Source organism: Allomuricauda sp. CAU 1633, assembly GCF_017313225.1.
Classification (GTDB): Bacteria; Bacteroidota; Bacteroidia; order Flavobacteriales; family Flavobacteriaceae; genus Flagellimonas.
The window spans coordinates 189,827-210,853 of sequence record NZ_JAFLNE010000003.1 but is presented as its reverse complement, the minus strand read 5'-3'; the positions used below and the strand labels follow the sequence as shown (position 1 = coordinate 210,853).

21 protein-coding genes are annotated in these 21,027 nt (G+C 40.8%); 15 read left to right on the top strand and 6 right to left on the bottom strand.

All coding sequences use genetic code 11. The annotated features are described in order from the left end of the window. Window positions 1-117: 117 nt before the first annotated feature. The gene (locus tag J0X14_RS10455; RefSeq protein WP_207097725.1) at window positions 118-792 is read left to right on the top strand and encodes a head GIN domain-containing protein; all 675 of its coding nucleotides are present in this window, start codon (window positions 118-120) and stop codon (window positions 790-792) included. Window positions 793-860: 68 nt separating this feature from the next. On the opposite strand, the gene J0X14_RS10450 is transcribed toward J0X14_RS10455, so the two are convergent. Next, window positions 861-1,280 carry a hypothetical protein gene (locus J0X14_RS10450; RefSeq protein ID WP_410548703.1) on the bottom strand — a complete coding sequence of 140 codons (420 nt, stop codon included), beginning with the start codon at window positions 1,278-1,280 and terminating at the stop codon, window positions 861-863. Between the two features lie 137 nt (window positions 1,281-1,417). Then, window positions 1,418-1,858: a hypothetical protein gene (locus J0X14_RS10445; RefSeq protein WP_207097723.1), complete on the bottom strand. Its 441-nt coding sequence runs from the start codon at window positions 1,856-1,858 to the stop codon at window positions 1,418-1,420. A gap of 94 nt (window positions 1,859-1,952) precedes the next feature. Between J0X14_RS10445 and rsgA the strand changes: the two genes are divergently transcribed. From rsgA to J0X14_RS10380, 13 genes are all read left to right on the top strand, one after another. Beyond that, window positions 1,953-2,894, top strand: coding sequence for a ribosome small subunit-dependent GTPase A (gene rsgA, locus J0X14_RS10440; protein WP_207097722.1), 942 nt, complete (start codon window positions 1,953-1,955; stop codon window positions 2,892-2,894). Next, a complete protein-coding gene (dtd, locus tag J0X14_RS10435; RefSeq protein WP_207097721.1) occupies window positions 2,891-3,343 on the top strand; it encodes a D-aminoacyl-tRNA deacylase in 453 nt (150 codons plus the stop codon). Before rsgA ends, dtd begins: the two co-directional genes overlap by 4 nt. A gap of 76 nt (window positions 3,344-3,419) precedes the next feature. Continuing rightward, window positions 3,420-5,315: a DUF3857 domain-containing protein gene (locus tag J0X14_RS10430; RefSeq protein ID WP_207097720.1), complete on the top strand. Its 1,896-nt coding sequence runs from the start codon at window positions 3,420-3,422 to the stop codon at window positions 5,313-5,315. A gap of 2 nt (window positions 5,316-5,317) precedes the next feature. Continuing rightward, window positions 5,318-7,324: a DUF3857 domain-containing protein gene (locus tag J0X14_RS10425; RefSeq protein WP_207097719.1), complete on the top strand. Its 2,007-nt coding sequence runs from the start codon at window positions 5,318-5,320 to the stop codon at window positions 7,322-7,324. A gap of 14 nt (window positions 7,325-7,338) precedes the next feature. Continuing rightward, window positions 7,339-9,300: a DUF3857 domain-containing protein gene (locus J0X14_RS10420; protein WP_207097718.1), complete on the top strand. Its 1,962-nt coding sequence runs from the start codon at window positions 7,339-7,341 to the stop codon at window positions 9,298-9,300. Between the two features lie 66 nt (window positions 9,301-9,366). Beyond that, entirely contained in the window at window positions 9,367-9,693 is a 327-nt protein-coding gene (locus J0X14_RS10415; protein ID WP_207097717.1) for a nucleotide pyrophosphohydrolase, read from the top strand. 71 nt (window positions 9,694-9,764) lie between these two features. Beyond that, a complete protein-coding gene (locus J0X14_RS10410; protein ID WP_207097716.1) occupies window positions 9,765-10,994 on the top strand; it encodes a 3-phosphoshikimate 1-carboxyvinyltransferase in 1,230 nt (409 codons plus the stop codon). Window positions 10,995-11,080: 86 nt separating this feature from the next. Beyond that, window positions 11,081-12,130 carry a tRNA preQ1(34) S-adenosylmethionine ribosyltransferase-isomerase QueA gene (gene queA, locus J0X14_RS10405; RefSeq protein ID WP_207097715.1) on the top strand — a complete coding sequence of 350 codons (1,050 nt, stop codon included), beginning with the start codon at window positions 11,081-11,083 and terminating at the stop codon, window positions 12,128-12,130. Between the two features lie 76 nt (window positions 12,131-12,206). Next, window positions 12,207-13,247 carry a 23S rRNA (adenine(2503)-C(2))-methyltransferase RlmN gene (gene rlmN / locus J0X14_RS10400; protein ID WP_207098052.1) on the top strand — a complete coding sequence of 347 codons (1,041 nt, stop codon included), beginning with the start codon at window positions 12,207-12,209 and terminating at the stop codon, window positions 13,245-13,247. A 215-nt stretch (window positions 13,248-13,462) separates the two neighbouring features. After that, window positions 13,463-14,437, top strand: a complete 975-nt coding sequence (locus tag J0X14_RS10395) for a polyprenyl synthetase family protein (protein WP_207097714.1) — start codon at window positions 13,463-13,465, stop codon at window positions 14,435-14,437. A 110-nt stretch (window positions 14,438-14,547) separates the two neighbouring features. Continuing rightward, window positions 14,548-15,117 (top strand): RNA polymerase sigma factor, encoded by a 570-nt coding sequence (locus J0X14_RS10390; RefSeq protein ID WP_207097713.1) that lies wholly within the window; start codon window positions 14,548-14,550, stop codon window positions 15,115-15,117. Between the two features lie 10 nt (window positions 15,118-15,127). After that, window positions 15,128-15,847, top strand: coding sequence for a hypothetical protein (locus J0X14_RS10385; protein WP_207097712.1), 720 nt, complete (start codon window positions 15,128-15,130; stop codon window positions 15,845-15,847). Window positions 15,848-15,931: 84 nt separating this feature from the next. After that, window positions 15,932-17,005 (top strand): hypothetical protein, encoded by a 1,074-nt coding sequence (locus tag J0X14_RS10380; protein WP_207097711.1) that lies wholly within the window; start codon window positions 15,932-15,934, stop codon window positions 17,003-17,005. 49 nt (window positions 17,006-17,054) lie between these two features. Here J0X14_RS10380 and J0X14_RS10375 read toward each other — a convergent pair whose 3' ends face one another. Then, on the bottom strand, window positions 17,055-17,297 hold the full coding sequence (locus J0X14_RS10375; protein ID WP_207097710.1) for a zinc-ribbon domain-containing protein: 243 nt from the start codon (window positions 17,295-17,297) through the stop codon (window positions 17,055-17,057). A 120-nt stretch (window positions 17,298-17,417) separates the two neighbouring features. Between J0X14_RS10375 and J0X14_RS10370 the strand changes: the two genes are divergently transcribed. Next, window positions 17,418-18,047, top strand: coding sequence for a 2OG-Fe(II) oxygenase (locus J0X14_RS10370; RefSeq protein ID WP_242527994.1), 630 nt, complete (start codon window positions 17,418-17,420; stop codon window positions 18,045-18,047). A gap of 3 nt (window positions 18,048-18,050) precedes the next feature. Here J0X14_RS10370 and J0X14_RS10365 read toward each other — a convergent pair whose 3' ends face one another. From J0X14_RS10365 to J0X14_RS10355, 3 genes are all read right to left on the bottom strand, one after another. Then, window positions 18,051-18,362 (bottom strand): phosphoribosylpyrophosphate synthetase, encoded by a 312-nt coding sequence (locus tag J0X14_RS10365; protein WP_207097709.1) that lies wholly within the window; start codon window positions 18,360-18,362, stop codon window positions 18,051-18,053. Between the two features lie 13 nt (window positions 18,363-18,375). Then, window positions 18,376-20,226, bottom strand: a complete 1,851-nt coding sequence (locus tag J0X14_RS10360) for a Xaa-Pro dipeptidyl-peptidase (RefSeq protein ID WP_207098050.1) — start codon at window positions 20,224-20,226, stop codon at window positions 18,376-18,378. A gap of 128 nt (window positions 20,227-20,354) precedes the next feature. After that, the gene (locus J0X14_RS10355; protein ID WP_207097708.1) at window positions 20,355-21,002 is read right to left on the bottom strand and encodes a hypothetical protein; all 648 of its coding nucleotides are present in this window, start codon (window positions 21,000-21,002) and stop codon (window positions 20,355-20,357) included. Window positions 21,003-21,027 lie beyond the last annotated feature (25 nt).

Sequence of the window (21,027 nt, the reverse complement as noted above, 5' to 3'; positions counted from 1 at the left end):
ATTTAAAGCTGTTTGGAAGCAGAAATCTTAAAATTCTGGATTCCAAACAGTTTTTTTATGCCCAAACTGTAACAAAGGAGTTAGGGTGTGCTCTTTATAGGCGTAAATAACACTATCATGAGAAAAATATATACCCTTTGTTTGCTGTTTTTGCCCTTTACCTTTTTCGCACAGCGTATGATCGATACGGAAGTGGGTGATTTTGACAAGATCAAGGTTTTTGATTTAATCGAAGTGAATCTGATTCAATCTGATGAAAACCGGATAACCATAAAAGGTTGGAATGTGGACGATATTAAATGGACTAATAAAAATGGAGTCTTAAAACTTCGGATGCAGTTGGATAAAAAATTTCAAGGAGAAGATACATTTATTGAGGTGTACTATACCAATTTGGAGGTAATTGATGGCAACGAAGGCGCCCAAATTACCTGTAATGAATTGGTGACCAAAAGTAAGATAGAGCTGAAGGCCCAAGAAGGTGCACGCATACGAATAGGAATGGATGTGGACCATGCTGATGTTCGTGCAGTTACCGGAGGTATTGTTGAAGCAACAGGACTGGCCAAGAACCAGTCGATTGTAATCAACACTGGAGGTATTTTTGACGGAAGAAATTTGAGAACTTCAAGTACCGACGTAAAAATATCAGCAGGAGGTGAAGCCGATGTTTTTGCATCCGAGTTGGTGGACATTAACCTAACAGCTGGCGGCGATGTAACCGTATATGGAAATCCCAAAAGGGTACATAAGAAGACCTTCGCCGGGGGCAGGGTTTATATGCGGGACTGATTTAAAAAATAAAAAAAGCCCTTTGAATATTCAAAGGGCTTTTTTGTGTCATGATATGACTTTGCCAATTACTTTTTGAAAATGTATCGGGTAATAAAAATACCTTGGCCATCGCCTTTACCACCTTCACTTTCCACACCACTTACTACAAAAGCCAATTCCCATCCATTGGTAATCATGTCATTGATCATGGAAGTGATCACAGCATCATTGGCTGCAATGTTTTGGAAACGGATACCACCCAAGTTGTAGAAGTTCAATAATTTGGTTTCCTCAAAATTCTTCACTCGGATTTCACTTCGGTCAGATTTGTTCCTAGTGTTGTCGTCCTCGGTCTGTACACTTGTATATTCCTTGTAATCCTTGTCTTCAATGGCATTGATGATTCTAGATCTACCAAGACCATTAGGTACTATGGATTCCACACTAGTGATGACCTTGAATTCTTGTGCATTCATACCCAAGCCCATAACAAGTAAAAAACCCATTGATAATAACGTTTTTCTCATGATTTTTATGTGATTTATATTAGAAGGACAAGAAGGATCTCAAAGGGTTGCATCCAAGACAAAAAAAAGTCCTTTGAAATTTCAAAGGACTCTATAAATGCAATGCGCTATAAATTTTATTTCTTAAAAATATACCGAGTGATAAAAATACCTTGGCCATCGCCTTTACCACCTTCACTTTCCACACCACTTACTACAAAAGCCAATTCCCATCCATTGGTAATCATATCATTGATCATGGAAGTGATCACAGCATCATTGGCTGCAATGTTTTGGAAACGGATACCACCCAAGTTGTAGAAGTTCAATAATTTGGTTTCTTCAAAATTCTTCACTCGGATTTCACTTCGGTCAGACTTGTTCCTCGTGTTGTCATCTTCGGTCTGTACACTTGTATATTCCTTGTAATCCTTGTCTTCAAGGGCATTGATGATTCTAGATCTACCAAGGCCATTGGGCACAATGGATTCTACGCTGGTGATGACCTTGTACTGTTGGGCATTCATACTGAATGCGGCAGCTAGGGTTATCACTGCGCTAAAAATGATTTTTTTCATAATAAATAAGTTGTTGATTGTTAAAACTGTAGACAAAGATATACGCACAAAAAGAAGGATTATTGTTTCTTTGTAATGAAAATATGAACAAATAGTGAACGGTACTGTTTATAAATCTACCGGAAGTTGGTACACCGTAAAATCCGATGATGGGGAATTTTACGAATGTCGTATTAAGGGAAAGTTCCGTACCAAGGGCATTAAAAGCACAAATCCGGTAGCTGTGGGTGACCATGTGGTGTTTGAATTGGAAACCATTGGGGATGAAACCGTTGGGGTGATTTCAGAAATCAAGGAAAGGAAAAATTATATCATCCGTAAATCCGTAAAACTATCCAAACAGACCCATATTATTGCCGCCAATCTAGATCAGGTATTTTTATTGATCACTTTGAACAACCCCACCACATTTACCAGTTTTATAGATCGATTTTTGGTAACGGCGGAAGCGTATGATATTCCCGTGGTGCTCTTGTTCAACAAGATGGACATTTATGATGAGGAAGAAATGGTAGAAGTAAGCTATTTGATCCAGTTATATGCCAATATTGGCTACCATTGTATCGAAATTGCGGCCAAAGAAGGAAAAAATGTGGATAAGGTAAAAGAATTGATGCTGGATAAAACAAGCATGTTTGCCGGACATTCTGGCGTAGGTAAGTCCACTCTGGTCAATGCCTTGGAATCTGGTCTCAGATTAAAAACCGCAGAAATTTCCGAACAGCATCTGCAGGGGCAGCATACCACCACGTTTGCCGAGATGTATGATCTTTCCTTTGGGGCAAGAATCATCGATACCCCTGGAATCAAGGGATTTGGGATTGTGGATATGGATGACGATGAGATTGGGGATTATTTTCCAGAATTTTTCAAGCTGAAATCAGAATGCAAGTTCAACAACTGTTTGCATTTGGATGAGCCCAAATGTGCAGTTAAGGAAGCTTTGGAAAATGACGAGGTGGCCTGGAGCAGATATAGAAGTTATGTGCAAATGGTGACCGGAGAAGAGGAGAATCCATATAGAGAACGATCATGAGAGCTGTTATCCAAAGAGTGTCAAAGGCCAGTGTAACTGTTGATGGGAACATAATTTCAGCCATTGAATGTGGATTATTGGTGTTGTTGGGCATTGAAGATGCCGATGGAACCGAAGATATGGAGTGGCTTTCCAAGAAAATGGTCAACCTGCGTATTTTTAATGATGATGAAGGGGTGATGAACCGTTCAGTATTGGATGTTGATGGGGACATTATCGTGGTAAGCCAATTTACATTGCATGCACAGACCAAAAAGGGCAATAGACCTTCCTATATCAAAGCGGCAAAACCAGAAGTTGCCATACCCATGTATGAAGCATTTGTGCAAAAGTTGGAAGAAGATTTAGGAAAAAAGGTAGGTACGGGAATCTTTGGTGCCGACATGAAAGTGGAACTGCTGAATGATGGCCCAGTGACCATAGTAATCGATACAAAAAACAGAGAATAAAGTTTTTTATCGATTTTGTTATTTTTTTTGTAGGAAATTGGCCATATTGCCCCAATCAAACAACCAACTGATTTTAATGCGCTTACTTGCCAAATACCTACTTATAGCAACTTTTCATTTCTCATTTTCACAAGATTATAGCTATACTTTAATTCCAGATGAACTCTTAACCAATGCAGATGCTGTGGTTCGACTGGATAGGATGAACGTTGTGGTTACTGCACAAGATTTCATGCGAATTACTTCAAAAAGAGTGGTTACCGTTTTGAATGAGAATGGTGATGGTGATGTTCATGCCTACGCCTTCTATGACAAAAGCACTAAAATAACTGATCTCGAAGCTAGGATTCTTAATAAGCATGGTGAAGAAATCAAGAAAATCAAGAAAAAAGATTTTATAGATCAAAGCGCTGTGGATGGAGGTACCCTGTATTCAGATTCTAGAGTGCTCTATTTGCGCTATACGCCCACTGACTATCCTTACACTGTTGAGTTTACTAAAGAATATACCACCCCAAATACCGCTTTTGCACCCTCATGGAACTTTTTGGATGGATACCGGGTGAGTACCGAGAAAAGTGAGTTCGCGTTTAGCATGGAATGCGGAATTCCTTTCAGGCACAAAGAATCAAATTTTGAGTCATATCCTATAGAATTAAATGCCACAGATACAGAGATAAGCTATGTGGGCACAAACTTGGAAGCTATTGAAACGGAACCTTTGTCCCCATCATTTGTAGAATTTGCCCCTAATGTTAAGATAGCCTTGGACCGGTTTCATTTGGAAGGCGTGGATGGGTCTGCAAAGAACTGGGAAGAATTTGGACAGTGGATCAATGATGAGCTAATTTCAGGGAGGGATTACTTGGACCCAGGAACCATTGCCAAAGTCCAACAACTCGTTCAAAATGTGGATGACCCTCAAGAAAAAATCAGAAAAGTTTATGAATATGTGCAGGACAATACCCGATATATTAGTGTTCAATTGGGTATTGGTGGCTGGATGCCCATTAGCGCAGAAGAAGTGGACAGGGTAAAATATGGCGACTGCAAAGGGCTTACCAATTACACCAAAGCATTGCTGAAAGCAGTGGGTATTGAATCGTACTACACGGTATTGTTTGCGGGTAGGCACAAAAGGGATTTTGATACTGAATTTACCTCTATGCAAGGGAACCATGCGTTTTTAAATGTTCCAGTGGATGGGAAAGAACTTTGGTTGGAATGTACTAGCCAAATTACCCCTGTGAACCATTTGGGGATGTTTACAGATGACAGAAATGTATTGAAGATAACACCAACTGGAGGGGAAATAGTAAGAACAAGAACCTATACTGATGAAGAAAATTATCAGCTGACCAAAGCGGAATATTTTACCGAAGCCAATGGCAGTGTCAAAGGTAAAGTTCGCATTGTTTCAAAAGGTACGCAGTACGACCAAAAGTTTAGGCAGCCCTCCAAGACCAAGTTGGAGCAAGAGGAATTTTATAAAAGTTATTGGAGTTACATCAACAATCTGTCTCTGGGGGAAATTAATTTCAACAATGACAAAAAAGAGATATCCTTTTTGGAAGAAGTGGATATTAACGCGGAAAACTATCTGTCCAATACCGATGGAAAGCTACTTTTTGCCCCAAACTTGGGCAATAGGAATACCCATATACCGGAACGAAGCCGAAATAGGGAAAGAGAGCTGGTCATATCCAGAGGGTATTTGGATGAAGATGAATTCACCATCCATTTGCCCAAAGATTACAAAGTGGAAACACTTTTGGAACCCATTTTATTGGAAACAAAGTTTGGAAGCTACGAAGTGAAATTGGAGTCTAAAGAACCTGAAGTGTTGGTATACAACAGACGACTTCTCATAAAATCTGGAAGATATTCTAAAGAGGACTACAAATTGTACAGGGACTTTAGGAAACAAGTTGCACGCTATGACAATTCTAGAATCATATTAACCAAATCATAATCATGAAAACAAAATTATTTCTTTTCCTATTTGTGGGAATGCATCTCATGCACGCCAACGAAGTTAAATTTGGAAAGGTCTCCAAAGAAGAGGTCTCAGAAACCCAGCACCCCTTGGAATCTGATGCCCACGCTGCCATCCTTTACAAAAAGGAAAGGGTCTATTATAATTATGACTACAATAATGGTTGGAGCATGATGAAGGAGGCCCATTATCGTATCAAAATTTATGATAAAGAAGGTCTTGATTGGGCCACTTTGCAAGTCCCGTTGTATGTCTCAAATGGTGATGAAGAACGAATATCCGGGGTTAAGGGCTTCACGTTTAATCTTGAGAATGGGAAATTGGTAAGTGAAAAACTTAGAAAAGATGGCATTTTTGAAGAAGATGTAAACAAATACAGAAAGAAAGCATCCTTTACCATGCCCGAGGTCAAAGAAGGCAGCGTACTGGATATAGAATACAGAATACATTCCCCCCTTATTGGGTACATGGACGATTTTTGGTTTCAGTATGACATACCGGTGAATCATGCCGATGTACGCCTGGAAATCCCGGAATACTTCATTTTTAAAAAGTATAGCAGGGGTTTTTATCCTATTAAGCTCAATGAATTCAAAGAGGCGAGAAAAATAAGCGTCTCCTACAGATCGGCTGATGCCCAAGGAGGGGCAAAGACTTCAGCCAGAACGGGAGAACTAAATTTTACGGAATATGTATATGAAGTAAACGCTACCAACCTTCCTTCCCTAAAAGAGGAAAAGTTTACAAACAACATAGATAACTATAGAACAGCCATAAAATTTGAACTGGCCTCTACCCAATTTCCAAACAGCCCTTACAAAAACTATAGCCTAACTTGGGAAGGAGTGGCCAAATCAATTTATGATTATGATAGTTTTGGTTCAGAACTTAGGAAGACCAGTTATTTTGAGGATGATGTTGATCAAATCATAGCCGGAAAGACCAATGATATGGAAAAGGCGATGTTGATTTTTGAGTTTCTAAAGCAAAAAATGACATGGGATGAATACTATGGGGTATCCTGTTCCAATGATGGAGTACGAAAAGCGTACAAAGAAGGTTCTGGAAATGTGGCCGAAATTAATTTGATGCTCACCGCAATGTTAAGGCATGCAGGATTGAATGCCAACCCCATATTGGTCAGTACCAGGTCTAACGGAATACCGCTTTTCCCAACCACCGATGGGTTCAATTATGTAATTGCAGGGATGGAAGTGCAGGATGCCGTTATTCTTTTTGATGCCACTGAGAAAAATTCCTCCCCAAATGTTCTTCCCAATAGAGCCTTAAATTGGATGGGAAGATTGGTGCGCAAGGATGGAAGTTCATCTTCCGTGGATTTGATGCCAAAAGAATCATCCAGAGAAATACACTCCATTTATGCGGAAATTGGAGGAGATGGTTCTGTAAAGGGCAAGAAACGAACACATTATACCAATCAATTGGCACTTTCCTTTAGGAATATGATGGAGGGAACCGACCAAGATTCATATTTGGGAGATTTGGAGAATCATCATGGAGAAATGGAGATCTCATCCTACAGTCTTGAAAACAACGACAATCCATTAGAACCTATTTTGGAAACCTTTGAATTTGAAAAAGAAGACCAATGTGAGATCATTGGGGACAAAATCTATGTGAAGCCGATGTTGTTTTTAGCCCAGGTTGAGAACCCCTTTAAAATGGAAAAAAGGGATTACCCTGTAGACTTTATGTACCCCACCCAAGAAAGGTACATGATTGATTTGACCATTCCAGAGGGATATGCTATAGAATCATTGCCAGAAAGTGCCATGGTAAAGCTGCCGGAAGGCGCAGGAACATTCAAGTACAATATTTTGGCGGAAGGCAATCGGGTTAGACTAAATGTTTCCACCGAATTGAACTCAGCTATTTTTCCTTCCTCGTATTACGAAGCACTAAAGGAATACTACAAAAATTTGGTGCTGAAAGAATCGGAAAGAATAGTTTTGTCCAAGGTATAAGTATAAAGCATGTCATGGGAAGATTTATCCTGATTTTAGTATTTTTTGGGGGAACCTGGCTTTATGCACAGCAAGAGCCCGAATTTGGAGAACTTACCCAGTTTGAAAAGGGTTTTAAGTCTTATGAAAAGGACACAACAGCACATGCGGTCTATCTCTATGAAAAAGGAGAGAATTACTTTGAGGTTCGAGGGAATTTTATTTGGTTGATCAAAAAGTACCATGCCAAGAAAAAGATATTGGATAGGCAGGGCTTTGATGAAGCAGAAATAAGCATCCCGTATTACCACTCCGAGAAAAGCAAGGAGCAGGTCAATAAAATTAAGGCCATTACCCATAATGGCAATACACGCCACGTGGTATTGGAGAAAAATGTTTTTGATGTTGACCTCAGCGAACGTTGGTCAGAAAAAAGATTTACCTTTTCCGATGTGCAAGAAGGATCTATCTTGGAATATAGCTATGAGATCCAATCCCCGTTTTTTTATAACCTGACTGGATGGAATTTTCAGTCCGGAATCCCCAAAGTATACACAGAATATAATGCGCTTATTCCGGCAAACTATATCTACAACAGAACATTGGTTGGGGAAATTCCATTGGATATTAATGAGGCCGATGTGAGGAGAAGTTGCTTTTCGGTGCCAGGTTATCCAAAAGCGGCGGACTGTGAAAAGTTGAAATATGTAATGCGAGATGTTCCTGCCTTCAAGGATGACGAAGAATACATGTTGTCCTCCAGCAACTATCGATCAAGGTTGGAGTTTGAACTTTCAGAGCATTATGCGCTTAATGGAATACGGGAAAAATATACAAAGTCGTGGAAGGATGTAGACAAGGAGTTCAGGTCCGATAGGGATATTGGTGGCCAACTGCGGAAAAAGAATTTTTTTGAAAGAAATGTTTCTTTGGATATTATCACGGGCGATGAAGACCAATTGACCAAGGCAAAGAAGATATATTCCTTTGTAAAGGAGCACTATACTTGGAATGAAAAGTATGGCATTTTTCGGGATAATAGGGTAAAGGAAGCTTTTGAGGAGAGAATTGGAAATGTGGCCGAAATTAATATTACCCTTATTAACTTATTGAATGCCGCCGACATAAAAACTGATTTGATGATGATTTCCACGCGAAATCATGGCTTACCGAAAAGAAATCATCCCGTAATGTCTGACTTTAACTATTTGGTGGCCAAAGTGGATATTGATGGGGTCACCTACCTTTTAGATGCAACCGAAAAAGAATTGCCCTTTGGGATGCTGCCCTTTCGCTGTTTAAATTATTATGGCCGCGTTATGGACTTGGATGGTGAAAGTTATTGGTACGATATTAAGCCAGTGGATAGGAATGTAAAAAGTGTTAGGATTTCCATGGATTTGAACTTGGAAGAAGGAAAGATTACCGGTATTTTGGATGAGACTTCAATGGGGTATGAATCGTTCTTTAAAAGAGAAAAGATAAACGCCCTTTCAGAAGAGGAGTATTTAGACGAGGTTGAGAATGGGTTGGATGATTTTTATGTAGAAGCGTATGAGGTTGATCAGGACCAATCAGATGATCAAAAGTTAGTGGAACGCTTTTCATTTGAAATTCAGAATTTTGAGCATAAGGAGACTATCTATTTTGACCCCTTTATTACTCGTTTTTTTCCCGAAAACCCCTTTAAAGTTGAGAAACGGTATTACCCTGTTGATTTCGGATTTTTACGGAACTACAAATATGCTGCCAACATAAAAGTTCCAGAAGGGTATAGTGTGAAGGAACTTCCTGAGAGCATAAGTTTGGGACTACCTGAGAACAGTGGGATATTGAGACTGGTCTGTAACGAATCCCAAGGAGAGGTTTTTGTTCTTTTTGATCTGCAATTAAGGTCAACCCAATATACCAGTTCTGGATATGCCTATGTAAAGGAATTTTTTGAAAAAGCTGTATTGGCACAAAATCAAAGTTTTGTAGTTCTTGAAAAAAACTAGGAATTGGTCTAGGGTTCTTAAATTTGTTCCAAAGAAGCGGAATTACAAATTAAATTACCAATAAAGGTGGATATAAAAGGAGCACAACTAGCCGTTGACGAATGGATTAAAAACCATGGAGTACGCTATTTCAATGAGCTGACCAATATGGCGCAATTGACCGAAGAAGTTGGGGAGGTGGCCCGAATCATTGCCCGTCGATATGGGGAACAAAGTGAAAAAGAGTCGGATAAAGCCAAAGATTTAGGCGAGGAGCTGGCTGATGTACTGTTTGTAGTGCTCTGTTTGGCCAATCAGACCGGGATTGATCTTCAGGAAGCTTTTGACAAAAAGTTGGACCTGAAGGCTAAGCGGGACCATGACCGCCATCAAAATAACAAAAAGCTTAAATAAAGTTGTTGGTCTAAGGGGAGATTAGGCGCGTTTTTTCTAGTTTTGAACATTTATTTCAAACCAAGAGAGCATTGAGACTTCAGCTTACCATACCCCAAGAAAAAACCATTAAAAAAAGCATTCAAATAACGGGCTCCAAAAGTGAGACCAACCGCTCCTTGTTGCTTCAGGCGCTTTTTTCCAACCTGAAAATTGAGAACCTTTCCAATTCGGATGATGGTGAGGTTATGCAACAAGGTCTCAAAAAAACTTCGGGTGAGGTGGATATTCACCATGCCGGTACCGCAATGCGGTTTTTAACCGGGTATTTTGCTTCGCAAGCGGGTAAAGAAGTTATCTTGACTGGTTCACAGCGTATGCAGGAACGTCCCATCAAAATTTTGGTGGAAGCGCTTCGTGAACTAGGTGCAGAAATTGTTTATGTTAAGAATGAAGGCTACCCGCCCATCAAAATAACGGGAAAGAAATTGACTAAAAATAAGGTGTCGCTTCCGGCGAACATCAGCAGTCAGTATATTTCATCTCTACTTTTGATTGCCCCCAGTCTGGAAAATGGTTTGGAATTGGAGTTGGTAGGAAAAATAACTTCAGTTCCTTACATAAAAATGACCTTGGCCCTCTTGGAACAAATTGGAGTCAACACCTCTTTTGAGGGCAATCATATAAGAGTTGATCCAAGAGTTTCCGTTGGTGATACCACACTGGTGGTAGAATCGGATTGGAGTTCTGCCAGCTATTTTTATAGTATTGTGGCATTATGCAATGTGGGAACAGAAATTCAATTGTCCGCCTACAAGAGCAATTCATTGCAAGGAGACAGTGTTTTGGCCAAGATTTATACTGTTTTTGGGGTTGAAACCTCCTTTTCGAACAACACAATCACCTTGACCAAAGTTTCAGATAAAATTCCTTCCCATGTGGAATACGACCTTTCCAATGCCCCAGATACCGCCCAGACCATTGCCGTGACCTGTCTTGGATTGGGAATGGGCTGTCATCTCACAGGATTGCACACGCTACCTATAAAAGAGACTGATCGCTTGGCTGCCTTGCAGACCGAACTCAACAAATTGGGAGCTCAAGTGGAGATTGATTCAGAAAGTCTAACACTTCAGCCAACAGAAAACATTACATCTGATGTGGCCATAGATACCTATAATGATCACCGCATGGCCATGGCCTTTGCGCCTTTGGCCTTGCGAACTACCTTGTTCGTAAATGATGCTGGGGTGGTTTCCAAGTCTTATCCCGATTTTTGGAAAGACCTCACCGCACTGGGTATCGGCATTCAGGAAGTGTAATTGACATTTAATCACCAAATTACTTGACATCCCCTATGCCGAGGTTGTATATTTGCCATCTTTTAAAAAAATCAAAATAAGTCTACATGAAATTATCAAACTTCAACTTTGAGTTACCTAAAGAATTATTGGCCGAATATCCCGCAGAGAACCGGGACGAGTCAAAATTGATGGTGGTTCATCGGGATTCTGGAAAAATTGAACACAAAATGTTCAAGGATTTGATTGATTATTTTGATGAGGGAGATGTAATGGTGTTGAACAATACCAAAGTATTTCCTGCAAGACTTTATGGAAATAAAGAGAAGACCGGTGCCCGTATCGAAGTGTTTTTGCTGCGCGAGCTCAACCAAGAACAACGCCTATGGGATGTGCTGGTGGACCCTGCTCGAAAAATCAGGATTGGAAACAAGCTCTATTTTGGAGATGATGAAAGTTTGGTAGCTGAGGTTATCGATAATACTACCTCAAGAGGAAGAACCTTGCGTTTCCTTTATGACGGTTCCTATACCGATTTTAGAAGAAAATTGCGCGAATTGGGTCAGACCCCATTGCCAAAATACATCAAACGGGATGTGGAGCCAGAGGATGAGGACCGATACCAGACCATCTATGCCAAGTATGAGGGAGCTGTGGCGGCACCAACTGCTGGTTTGCACTTTTCTAAACATTTATTGAAGCGTTTGGAAATAAAAGGAATCGACTTTGCTGAGGTGACTTTGCATGTAGGCTTGGGAACGTTTAACCCAGTGGAAGTGGAAGACCTTTCCAAACACAAGATGGATAGCGAGGAATTGGTGATTGATGAAAAAGCTACGGAAGTGGTGAACTCGGCAAAAGACAACAAAAGAAAGGTTTGTGCCGTGGGAACTACCGTAATGCGAGGTCTAGAAAGTGCCGTGTCCTCCGAGCATACCTTGAACACTTTTGAAGGGTGGACCAACAAGTTCATTTTTCCTCCATACGATTTCAGCATTGCCAACTGTATGATTACCAACTTCCATTTACCCAAATCAACGTTGTTGATGATGGTATCTGCATTTGCTGGTCATGATTTGATCAAAAAAGCATACAAGCAGGCTATTTTGGAGGGATATCGCTTTTATTCCTACGGAGATGCCATGTTGATTCTGTAAATCAGAAAATCTTATACTATTAAAATCCCGTTTGATTCATAAATCGGCGGGATTTTTTCTTGACTATCTTTATCCAGTGGAAACCAAAAAGAAGGACATACGGGCATTGACGAAGGAGCAGCTCCGCGACTTTTTTGTGGCGCAGGGCGATAAGGCGTTCCGTGGCAATCAAGTCTACGAGTGGCTCTGGCAAAAATCGGCCCACTCCTTTGAGGCGATGACCAATATTTCCAAGGAAACCCGACAAATGTTGAAGGATAATTTTGTGATCAATCACATTCGGGTAGACCAAATGCAGCGCAGTTCAGATGGCACCATTAAAAATGCGGTGCGTTTGCACGATGGTTTGGTGGTGGAATCTGTTTTAATTCCCACAGAAACAAGAACAACGGCTTGTGTTTCCAGTCAGGTAGGGTGTAGTTTGGATTGTCGGTTTTGTGCCACGGCCCGACTCAAACGGATGCGTAACCTGAATCCTGATGAAATCTACGATCAGGTGGTAGCCATTGACAATGAAAGCCGATTGTATTTTGATCGTCCGCTGAGCAATATTGTTTTTATGGGGATGGGAGAACCTCTTATGAATTACAATAATGTGTTGCAGGCCATTGATAAAATTACTTCCCCGGAAGGACTGGGAATGTCACCCAAGAGAATCACTTTATCCACATCAGGGGTGCCCAAAATGATTCGGAAAATGGCCGATGAAGAGGTTAAATTCAAACTGGCGGTTTCCCTACATTCCGCTATTGATGAGGTACGGACTTCCATTATGCCTTTTAATGCCACTTTTCCCTTGAAGGATTTACGTGAAGCTCTGGAATATTGGTACAGTAAAACCAAAAATAGAATCACATACGAATATGTAGTGTGGCAAGGCATCAATGATACCCAAGAAGCGGTGGATGCTCTGGTCAAATTCTGCAAATTTGCTCCTTCCAAGGTCAACCTAATTGAATACAACCCCATTGACGATGGCGAATTCCAACAAGCTTCGGAAGTAGCTATAAAAATGTATCAGGACACTTTGGAAAGAAATGGAATCACGGTTACCGTTCGTCGTTCCCGAGGAAAGGATATTGATGCTGCCTGTGGACAATTGGCGAATAAACAATAAACAATCTCCAATTTACAATAAACAATATTTTTTCACCCAACACCCAACACCCAACACCCAACACCCAACACCCAACACCCAACACCCAACACCCAACACCCTGCAACTTACCGATACTATTGCCCCGCTAACTAAATCTTGTAGGATACTTCCATCAACTCTATCATTTTCGCTACTTTTAGGCTTTCAAAACCAAATTCGCCAAACCCGTCACGTTGAAGATAGTTTCTCAGATTAGGGAGCCCATAGAGGATGAAATGGAACTTTTTGAGGAGAAGTTTCTCAAGTCCATGTCGTCCAAAGTGGCCTTGTTCAATCGAATCACCTATTACATTGTAAACCGAAAGGGCAAGCAAATGCGACCCATGTTCGTGTTTTTGACCGCCAAATTGCTCAATGGGAGCGTAAATGAACGTACCTACACAGGCGCCTCCATTATTGAGTTGATACACACCGCAAGTTTGGTTCATGATGATGTGGTGGACGATAGCAATAAACGAAGGGGCTTTTTTTCCATCAATGCGTTGTGGAAGAACAAGATTGCTGTTTTGGTGGGTGATTTTTTGTTTTCCAAGGGACTCTTGGTTTCGTTGGAGAATAAGGACTATGACTTACTTCACATTATTTCCAATGCGGTGAGGGACATGAGCGAGGGCGAATTGCTCCAGATTGAAAAAGCTCGACTTCTGGACATTACGGAGGAGGTCTATTACGATATCATTCGACAAAAAACAGCGACCCTAATTGCGGCCTGTTGCAGCATGGGGGCTTGTTCCGTGAAACCAGATTCAGATGAAGTGGAAACGTTTCGAAAATTTGGGGAACTCTGTGGTATGGCATTTCAAATAAAAGATGATCTATTTGATTATGGTGCCGAGAAAATAGGTAAGCCTACAGGAATTGATATTAAAGAGCAAAAAATGACCCTCCCCTTAATCTACGCTCTAAACCATAGCGACAAGGAAAAGAAAAAGTGGCTTATCAATTCCATTAAAAACCACAATAAGGACAAGAAAAGGGTAAAAGAAGTGATTTCCTATGTCAAGGAAAAAGGAGGGCTGGATTATGCCGTAACCAAGATGCTCGAGTTTAAGGATGAAGCCCTTGCTATTTTGGACAACTATCCAGACTCTGAGTACAAAAGCTCACTTACCCTTATGGTCAATTACGTAGTGGACCGTAAAAAATAACGGTAGCATCCATCTGTTTTTCAGTTTTTTATCAAAAAAATAAAACTTCAGGCAACCTTTACTTTTTCTAATGCGTCTATCTTTATAGAAACAGTCTTGAAGCAACACTTTTGAAAATTATCTCTTTGTACGGTAATGAAAATTATTTGATCAAGAAGTCTGTCAAGGGAGACCAGCAGGCCCAAAGATTGTTGTATGATAAGTTTGCTCCCAAAATGTTGGGTGTCTGTCGACAGTATATCAAGGATTTGCATTTTGCAGAAGACGTTATGGTCAACGGATTCATCAAAGTTTTCAGAAATCTGGAGTCTTATCAAAACAAAGGCAGTTTTGAAGGATGGATACGGACCATCATGGTTCGGGAAAGTATCTCCTTTTTGCGCAAAAGGCAGTTTGTGGTCTATGATGATGAGGTTTTTGAAGCACAGCATGAGGAGTCAGTAGATAAGGAAGGACTTTTGGATGTGGAATATGTACAACACCTAATCGATGCATTGCCAGAGGGGTATAAAGCCGTATTCTTGCTCCATACCATTGAAGGCTACAGTCATCAGGAAATAGCCGAAATGCTGGAGATTTCTGAGGGAACTTCAAAATCACAATTATTCAAGGCTAGAAAGATGCTACAAGACCGCTTGACGCTCAAAGGAATGGCACCCAAAGTTAAATCAGGGGACTAAGGTTATTGATATGGATAAACTAGAAAAACATATTAAGGAAAAGTTGGAGGAGCGAACCATTGCCCCATCAGAAGGAGCTTGGGACAAAATCGCTTCACAGGTGAAGGAAAAGTCGCCAAAGAAAAGAAATTCATGGTTTCCCTATGCCATTGCCGCAAGTATTGCGGGGATAGTACTGATATCGGTCTTCTTTTTTACCAAGGATGATCCTGAAGTGAAACAGGCTCAGGTAGTGGATGCCGAGACCAAAATAGAAACGAATATACAGGAAGAGAAAACCGCTGTTGACGAGCTTCTGCAAAGAGAGGATTCCGAGGTAGCGGAAAAGGAATCTAATATTTCTGAAAGAAAGGAAGAATTGGACTTAAAGCAGTCAATTTATAGTTCGGCTGTAGCCAAACAAGAAACAAAACAGCCCTTGCAGGATGGGATTGAACTCAACTCGGATAAACTGATCGCACAAAAGGTGGAAGAAGTGGTGGCGCAGGTAGCCCTTATGGAAAGTACAAAACAGGACGTTTCTGATGCCGAAGTGGATTCGTTGCTGCGTGCAGCCCAGCGACAAATATTGGCAGATAGGTTATTCTCCAATGAGAAGTCGGTAGATGCTGGGGCTTTATTGGCGCAGGTTGAGGATGAGCTCGACGAATCGTTCCGGGATCAAATCTTTGATGCCCTAAAATCGGGTTACTTTAAACTACGAACTGCAGTGGCGGACCGAAACAAATAAAAATATTCATCAATCAAAAACAGACCTCTTTAACTTCCTGCCTAAAAAGGCGGGAAGGAGGGAGGTTTATAATCCAAAACAATCATGAAAACAATTACATTTTATGCAACACTTCTTTTGGTATTCCTAGTTTCCCAATGTGTCATTGGTCAAGAAGATTATGAAAGGGAAATCAAGGCATTAAAAGTAGAAAAGGAGCGAATTATTGAGCAAGAAAAAGAAGCCCTTAAAGAGGAGGTGAAAGGCATCAATAGGCGAGTGGAGCGAGGGGAAATATCTGAAGCCGAAGCAAAAGTACTCAAAGAGGATGTGGCCAAAAGAAGAGCCCTTAACATTGAGAACCGAACGGCCATAGTGGATAACAAAATTTCGTTGCTGGAAAGAAACAAAGGAGATGTTTTAACATTGTCGGAAACAGACACTTTGGACTATCACCACGGTCGTATTGGGATATTGATTGAAGGGGAAAGGCCATTTTACTTTGGTTCTGATAGGTGGAGGAAGAGGGAAGTAAGATACGATAGACGTACCTATTCGGATTTTGTTATGGCCATAGGGCTCAATAATGCATTGATTGAAGGGCAATCCTTGGACGATTCCCCATACAAGATTGGAGGAAGTCGGTTTTTTGAAATGGGTTGGCAATGGCGGACAAGGGTTTTTAAAAATTCTAACTGGTTACGGTTTAACTACGGGTTTTCATTTCAGTTTAATGGGTTGAAACCAGAAGGCAATCAAATATTTGTACAAGATGGCAATCAAACCGTTTTAGAAGAATTTGAATACGACTTGGACAAGTCCAAACTGCGCATGGACAACTTAGTTTTTCCTGTTCATTTTGAATTTGGTCCATCGCGTTTAAGAAAATCAGAGAAAATAATGCGCTATTCCATTCAAAACCAGTTTAGGGTAGGTCTTGGAGGTTATGGTGGGTTCAATTTAGGGACTCGCCAAAAACTTAAATATCGGAGGGATGGGGAAGATGTAAAGGATAAGCTCAAGAGGGATTACAATACCAGTGACCTGATTTATGGACTAAGCGGCTATATGGGCTTTGATGGAGTACTCCTCTATATAAAATATGATTTGAATCCCATCTTTAAGGATGCAGAGGTGAAACAGAATAACATATCACTGGGCCTTCGGTTCGATATTTAAATGTGGTGCGGTTGGGGGATGTGACTGTTTCCCAACCGTTCTTATTTGGTCAAGAGGATAGGGCACGCTCCATCTCCACGGTGAACTCTTCTTTATAGTACACTTTTTTGCAATGCGAGCATTCCGCGTAGCGCACATTGTTGATGGTAAAAATGGGAATCCAGAATAAATGGGCGTAGTTGGGCTGCACCACTGCGGTTAGGGATCCCGTTTGGTTACAATGCGGGCACATTACGTTGGTAAGCACCTTGGTTTCTTTTTTGCCAGGCCTACTTCCAAAAAAAAGAATCATGGTAAATGAATAGTTTTCAAATCGCTCTACTAAGGTATTGGTTTCTTTTCACTTAAAAAGGATAGGAGAATTGATTTCGCTTTTAATTATTCTCTACATTCGCTCACATTTTTTTAGCACTTGAATACGTATCACAGTTTGGAGCATTGGTTTTCTTGGATGGATGACCTCTCCGGTAAAGATTATGTGGTCATTGACCATTTTTTTCAGGATACCTTGTATGCTGAAATGAAATCTTTTTTTCTTGGAAAGTTATCCAATTTCACCGAAGCGGGAATAGGGACAAGTTTGGATAACCAGGTCAATAAAAACATAAGGGGTGATTTCACCTATTGGCTGGACCGAAAAAGGGATGTGCAATTGGAACCCTTTTGGGGTTTGTTGGATGAAATTATCTACATGTTCAATCGCTATTGCTATTTGAGTCTTTCAGGATACGAATTCCATTTGGCCCATTATCCTTCAGGAGGCCATTACGATAAACACTTGGACCAATTTGAAAACAGGAACAACCGAATGATCTCAGTGATTATTTATTTAAACGATAAATGGCAAAAAGGGGATGGGGGGGAACTGGAAATTTTTGAAGAAGACGGTTCAAGTTTCTTGGTGGAGCCTTTGGCCGCCCGTTGCGTATTATTTAAAAGTGCTGAGGTTCCCCATGCCGTTCTTGAAGCCCACAAGAGTCGGTTCAGTGTTACGGGATGGTTATTGTATAAACCTTCCGCACTTGGACGATTTTTGGGATAAAATTCAATCTTTTTTGTTGGGTATCTGCCGAATGAGTTCCACATTTTGACTATGTTCCGCACTGTAAGACATGACCAAGGTGCCTTTGGTACCATCCTTGGCTTCAATGGCAAAAACTGTGGATTGGTCATTTGGATTGGTCATACCTTCAAAACGGTAGGAACTTAGAATTTTAAGTTCGTTGGGGTGGTACTCTTTTTTGGAGTACAGTGCTTTTATGGAATTTTCCTCAGCCTCAAAATCTTCGGTAAAGTCTTCTTCTTGGGTAAGCGTGTTGACTGCTTCTGAAAGCGTGTCAAAATTATAATTTTTCATGTTACATCATTTTTCATTCATCTTCGTAGGTTGCTTCAATGTAAGATTTTTTTCCCCCAACCACAGGTAGTGAAATTGTGGTACCATCCAAATCCACAGTCAGCTCAGTACCAGGTTTTGGCCAAAGCGTGAATTCCTTGTCACTGGAAAAAATCATTAACCCAATCTGTTGCCCAGCAGGAATAATTTGGTCATCGGGCATTAAATCAAAGGTGACCTCATAGAATTTATTGGGAACCAAGGGTTTGCTTTCAGTGATGGATTGATAGTTCTGTGGGTCTGCCCATCCACGGGTAATAATATTGTCCGTAATCTGGGTGTTTCGACCTTCTGTCCACGGTAAGGACACCAACCAAACCGAGAGATTGGCAGCTGGTTTGCTACTGGAAAGCTTCACGCTAACTTTTGGGATGCCCGAAATGTGCAAATCCTTTGTCAATATGGGGGAAACATAAATTAACCGGTGATTGGTGAATTCTGCTTCTGCCAATGCTGACCCGGAAAAGGAATAATTGTCCACCAAAGTTTCTTTGCCCTGTTTGTTGGGTTTGTTGTGGGTCAAACCTCCTTGTGCCGGTGCCCCTTTTGTTAAAAAGAGGGTGACATCGGAAGCATCTGGATTGGGATAATCCTTGTAAGAGGTGGGTTGGTCCCTTTCATCATTCTCACGAACAATCCACGATTTGGGGTCATTTTCAACCCCATTTTCAATTCCGAATAAATAGCGGGTGAACCAACGGTTCATCATTTCAATGGGTGGCGGCCCGCCGTGTCCGTTCTGGTGGTAATAAATTTGAACGGGAAGACCCATTTCCCGAGCTTTGTCATAGATTCTATAGCTGTGTTCGGGCATTACGTTCCAATCATTGAATCCGTGCGACATCAATAAAGCGGCTTTCATGGGGGCCATATCGTTTAAATAATCCCGTCCAGCCCAAAAATCATTATAATCCCCAGTAATACGGTCTAGTCCGTTTTTCATTTCAGTATCACGGATGACTTTATTGTTTCTTGCCCTTTTCGACTTGTCTCCACTGTGTATAAAATCGTAGAGAACGTCAATATCTTCCCCTAGATATCCACCGGGAGACCGAACCAATCCATTGGAGCGGTAATAATGATAATAGGAAGTATTAGGAGCAATTGGGATGATGGCTTCCAAACCTTCAACACCGGTTGTGGCGGCAGCGAGGGGCAAGGTGCCATTGTATGAGGTGCCGGTCATGCCCACTTTTCCAGTGGACCAATACGCTTTAACTTCCTGGTTTCCATCACGTTCAGTATACCCTTTGGCACGTCCACAGAGCCAATCGATTACGGCTTTTGGGGCAAGGGACTCGTTATCCCCACCTACGGTGGGAGCACCATCGGAAAGTCCTGTTCCGGGAGACGAAGAGTGTACCACAATATAACCCCGAGGTACCCAAGTCCTGATCTGGGAGTTTGAAATTACGGGACGTTCCCCAATACGTAGTACCTCTGGGTGCTGTCTTGGCTTGCCCATTTCGCCTAATTCGTGTTTTACATCCCAAAATATACCATCTCCCAAACCGGCAGTACCGGCATAGTAAGGACTGGATTCATAAACCACCGGTAGTTTCAACCCTTCTGTCTCAGTTTGTTTGGGACGTGTTACATCTACATGCATTCTATCCAATTTACCATCACCATCAGAATCAAATGTGGTCTCTACCCATAAGTCATGTCGAATCCAATTTTCGGGGTCGGCAAAAGCCTCCACAACTTGTGCCTCACCATTGTCAAAAATGGGTTGGATTTTTTCGGCCATTTGGGCCATCAAGTCGGAACCACTTACCAAGAAGAATGAAATCAATAGGAATAATCGGAATTGTTTTTTCTGCATCATGTATTCTTTGTGTATTTTCAATTTAGCGTTACGTGCCCACATAGAAATTGGGCATAATACATTATGCTTCTAAGATACTAAATCTTAAAGGGTCAATAGGGTTATAGCTCGTCAAAAAATAGGGTTTAGTAGGTAATTATTTCTAGCTCACTATCTGCATAGTTATATCTAGCTCCAAGCTTGTTTCCATCAATCACACTTCTTTCTTGGCGACTTTGATCATAATATTCTATTTCAACTTTGTGTGATAACCCATCTAGCCCAAGTGCTACATCATCAAAAGAAAAATTAATTTTATTTTTTGAAGCGGTTATGTTGACATACTTTGGTATGCTAAGGTAATCGCCATCCACTATGGCACACATATCAAGATACCCCAAGTATTTAACCTCTTCTTTTTTAATATGATATATTGCAGTTCCCCAACATTCCTCTCCACCACTGGCAACTAGTGTTATAGTCCCATCCTCGATGTTTTCGGTCTCAAAAAAATAGGGAGACATATAATACGCATCTCCACCTCCCTTAGTTTCATAGATTTTGTTTTTTTGTTGATTTAGTACAATCATTCTTAGTCCATAATATCCATCAGGGTAGGTATCTTCTCCAATCAAATAAATATTGTAATTAAACAGATGTGCCTGATGAATATTGAAATTCTTTATGGAAATATCTGATGTAATATTATCGGTCTCACAGCGGTGGAATTTTCTGGTTTGTCCTAATATCGTATATGATAGTATAAACAAGAATAGACTGAAAATAACTTTCATGGTTTTGATTTTAAATACAAAAAGG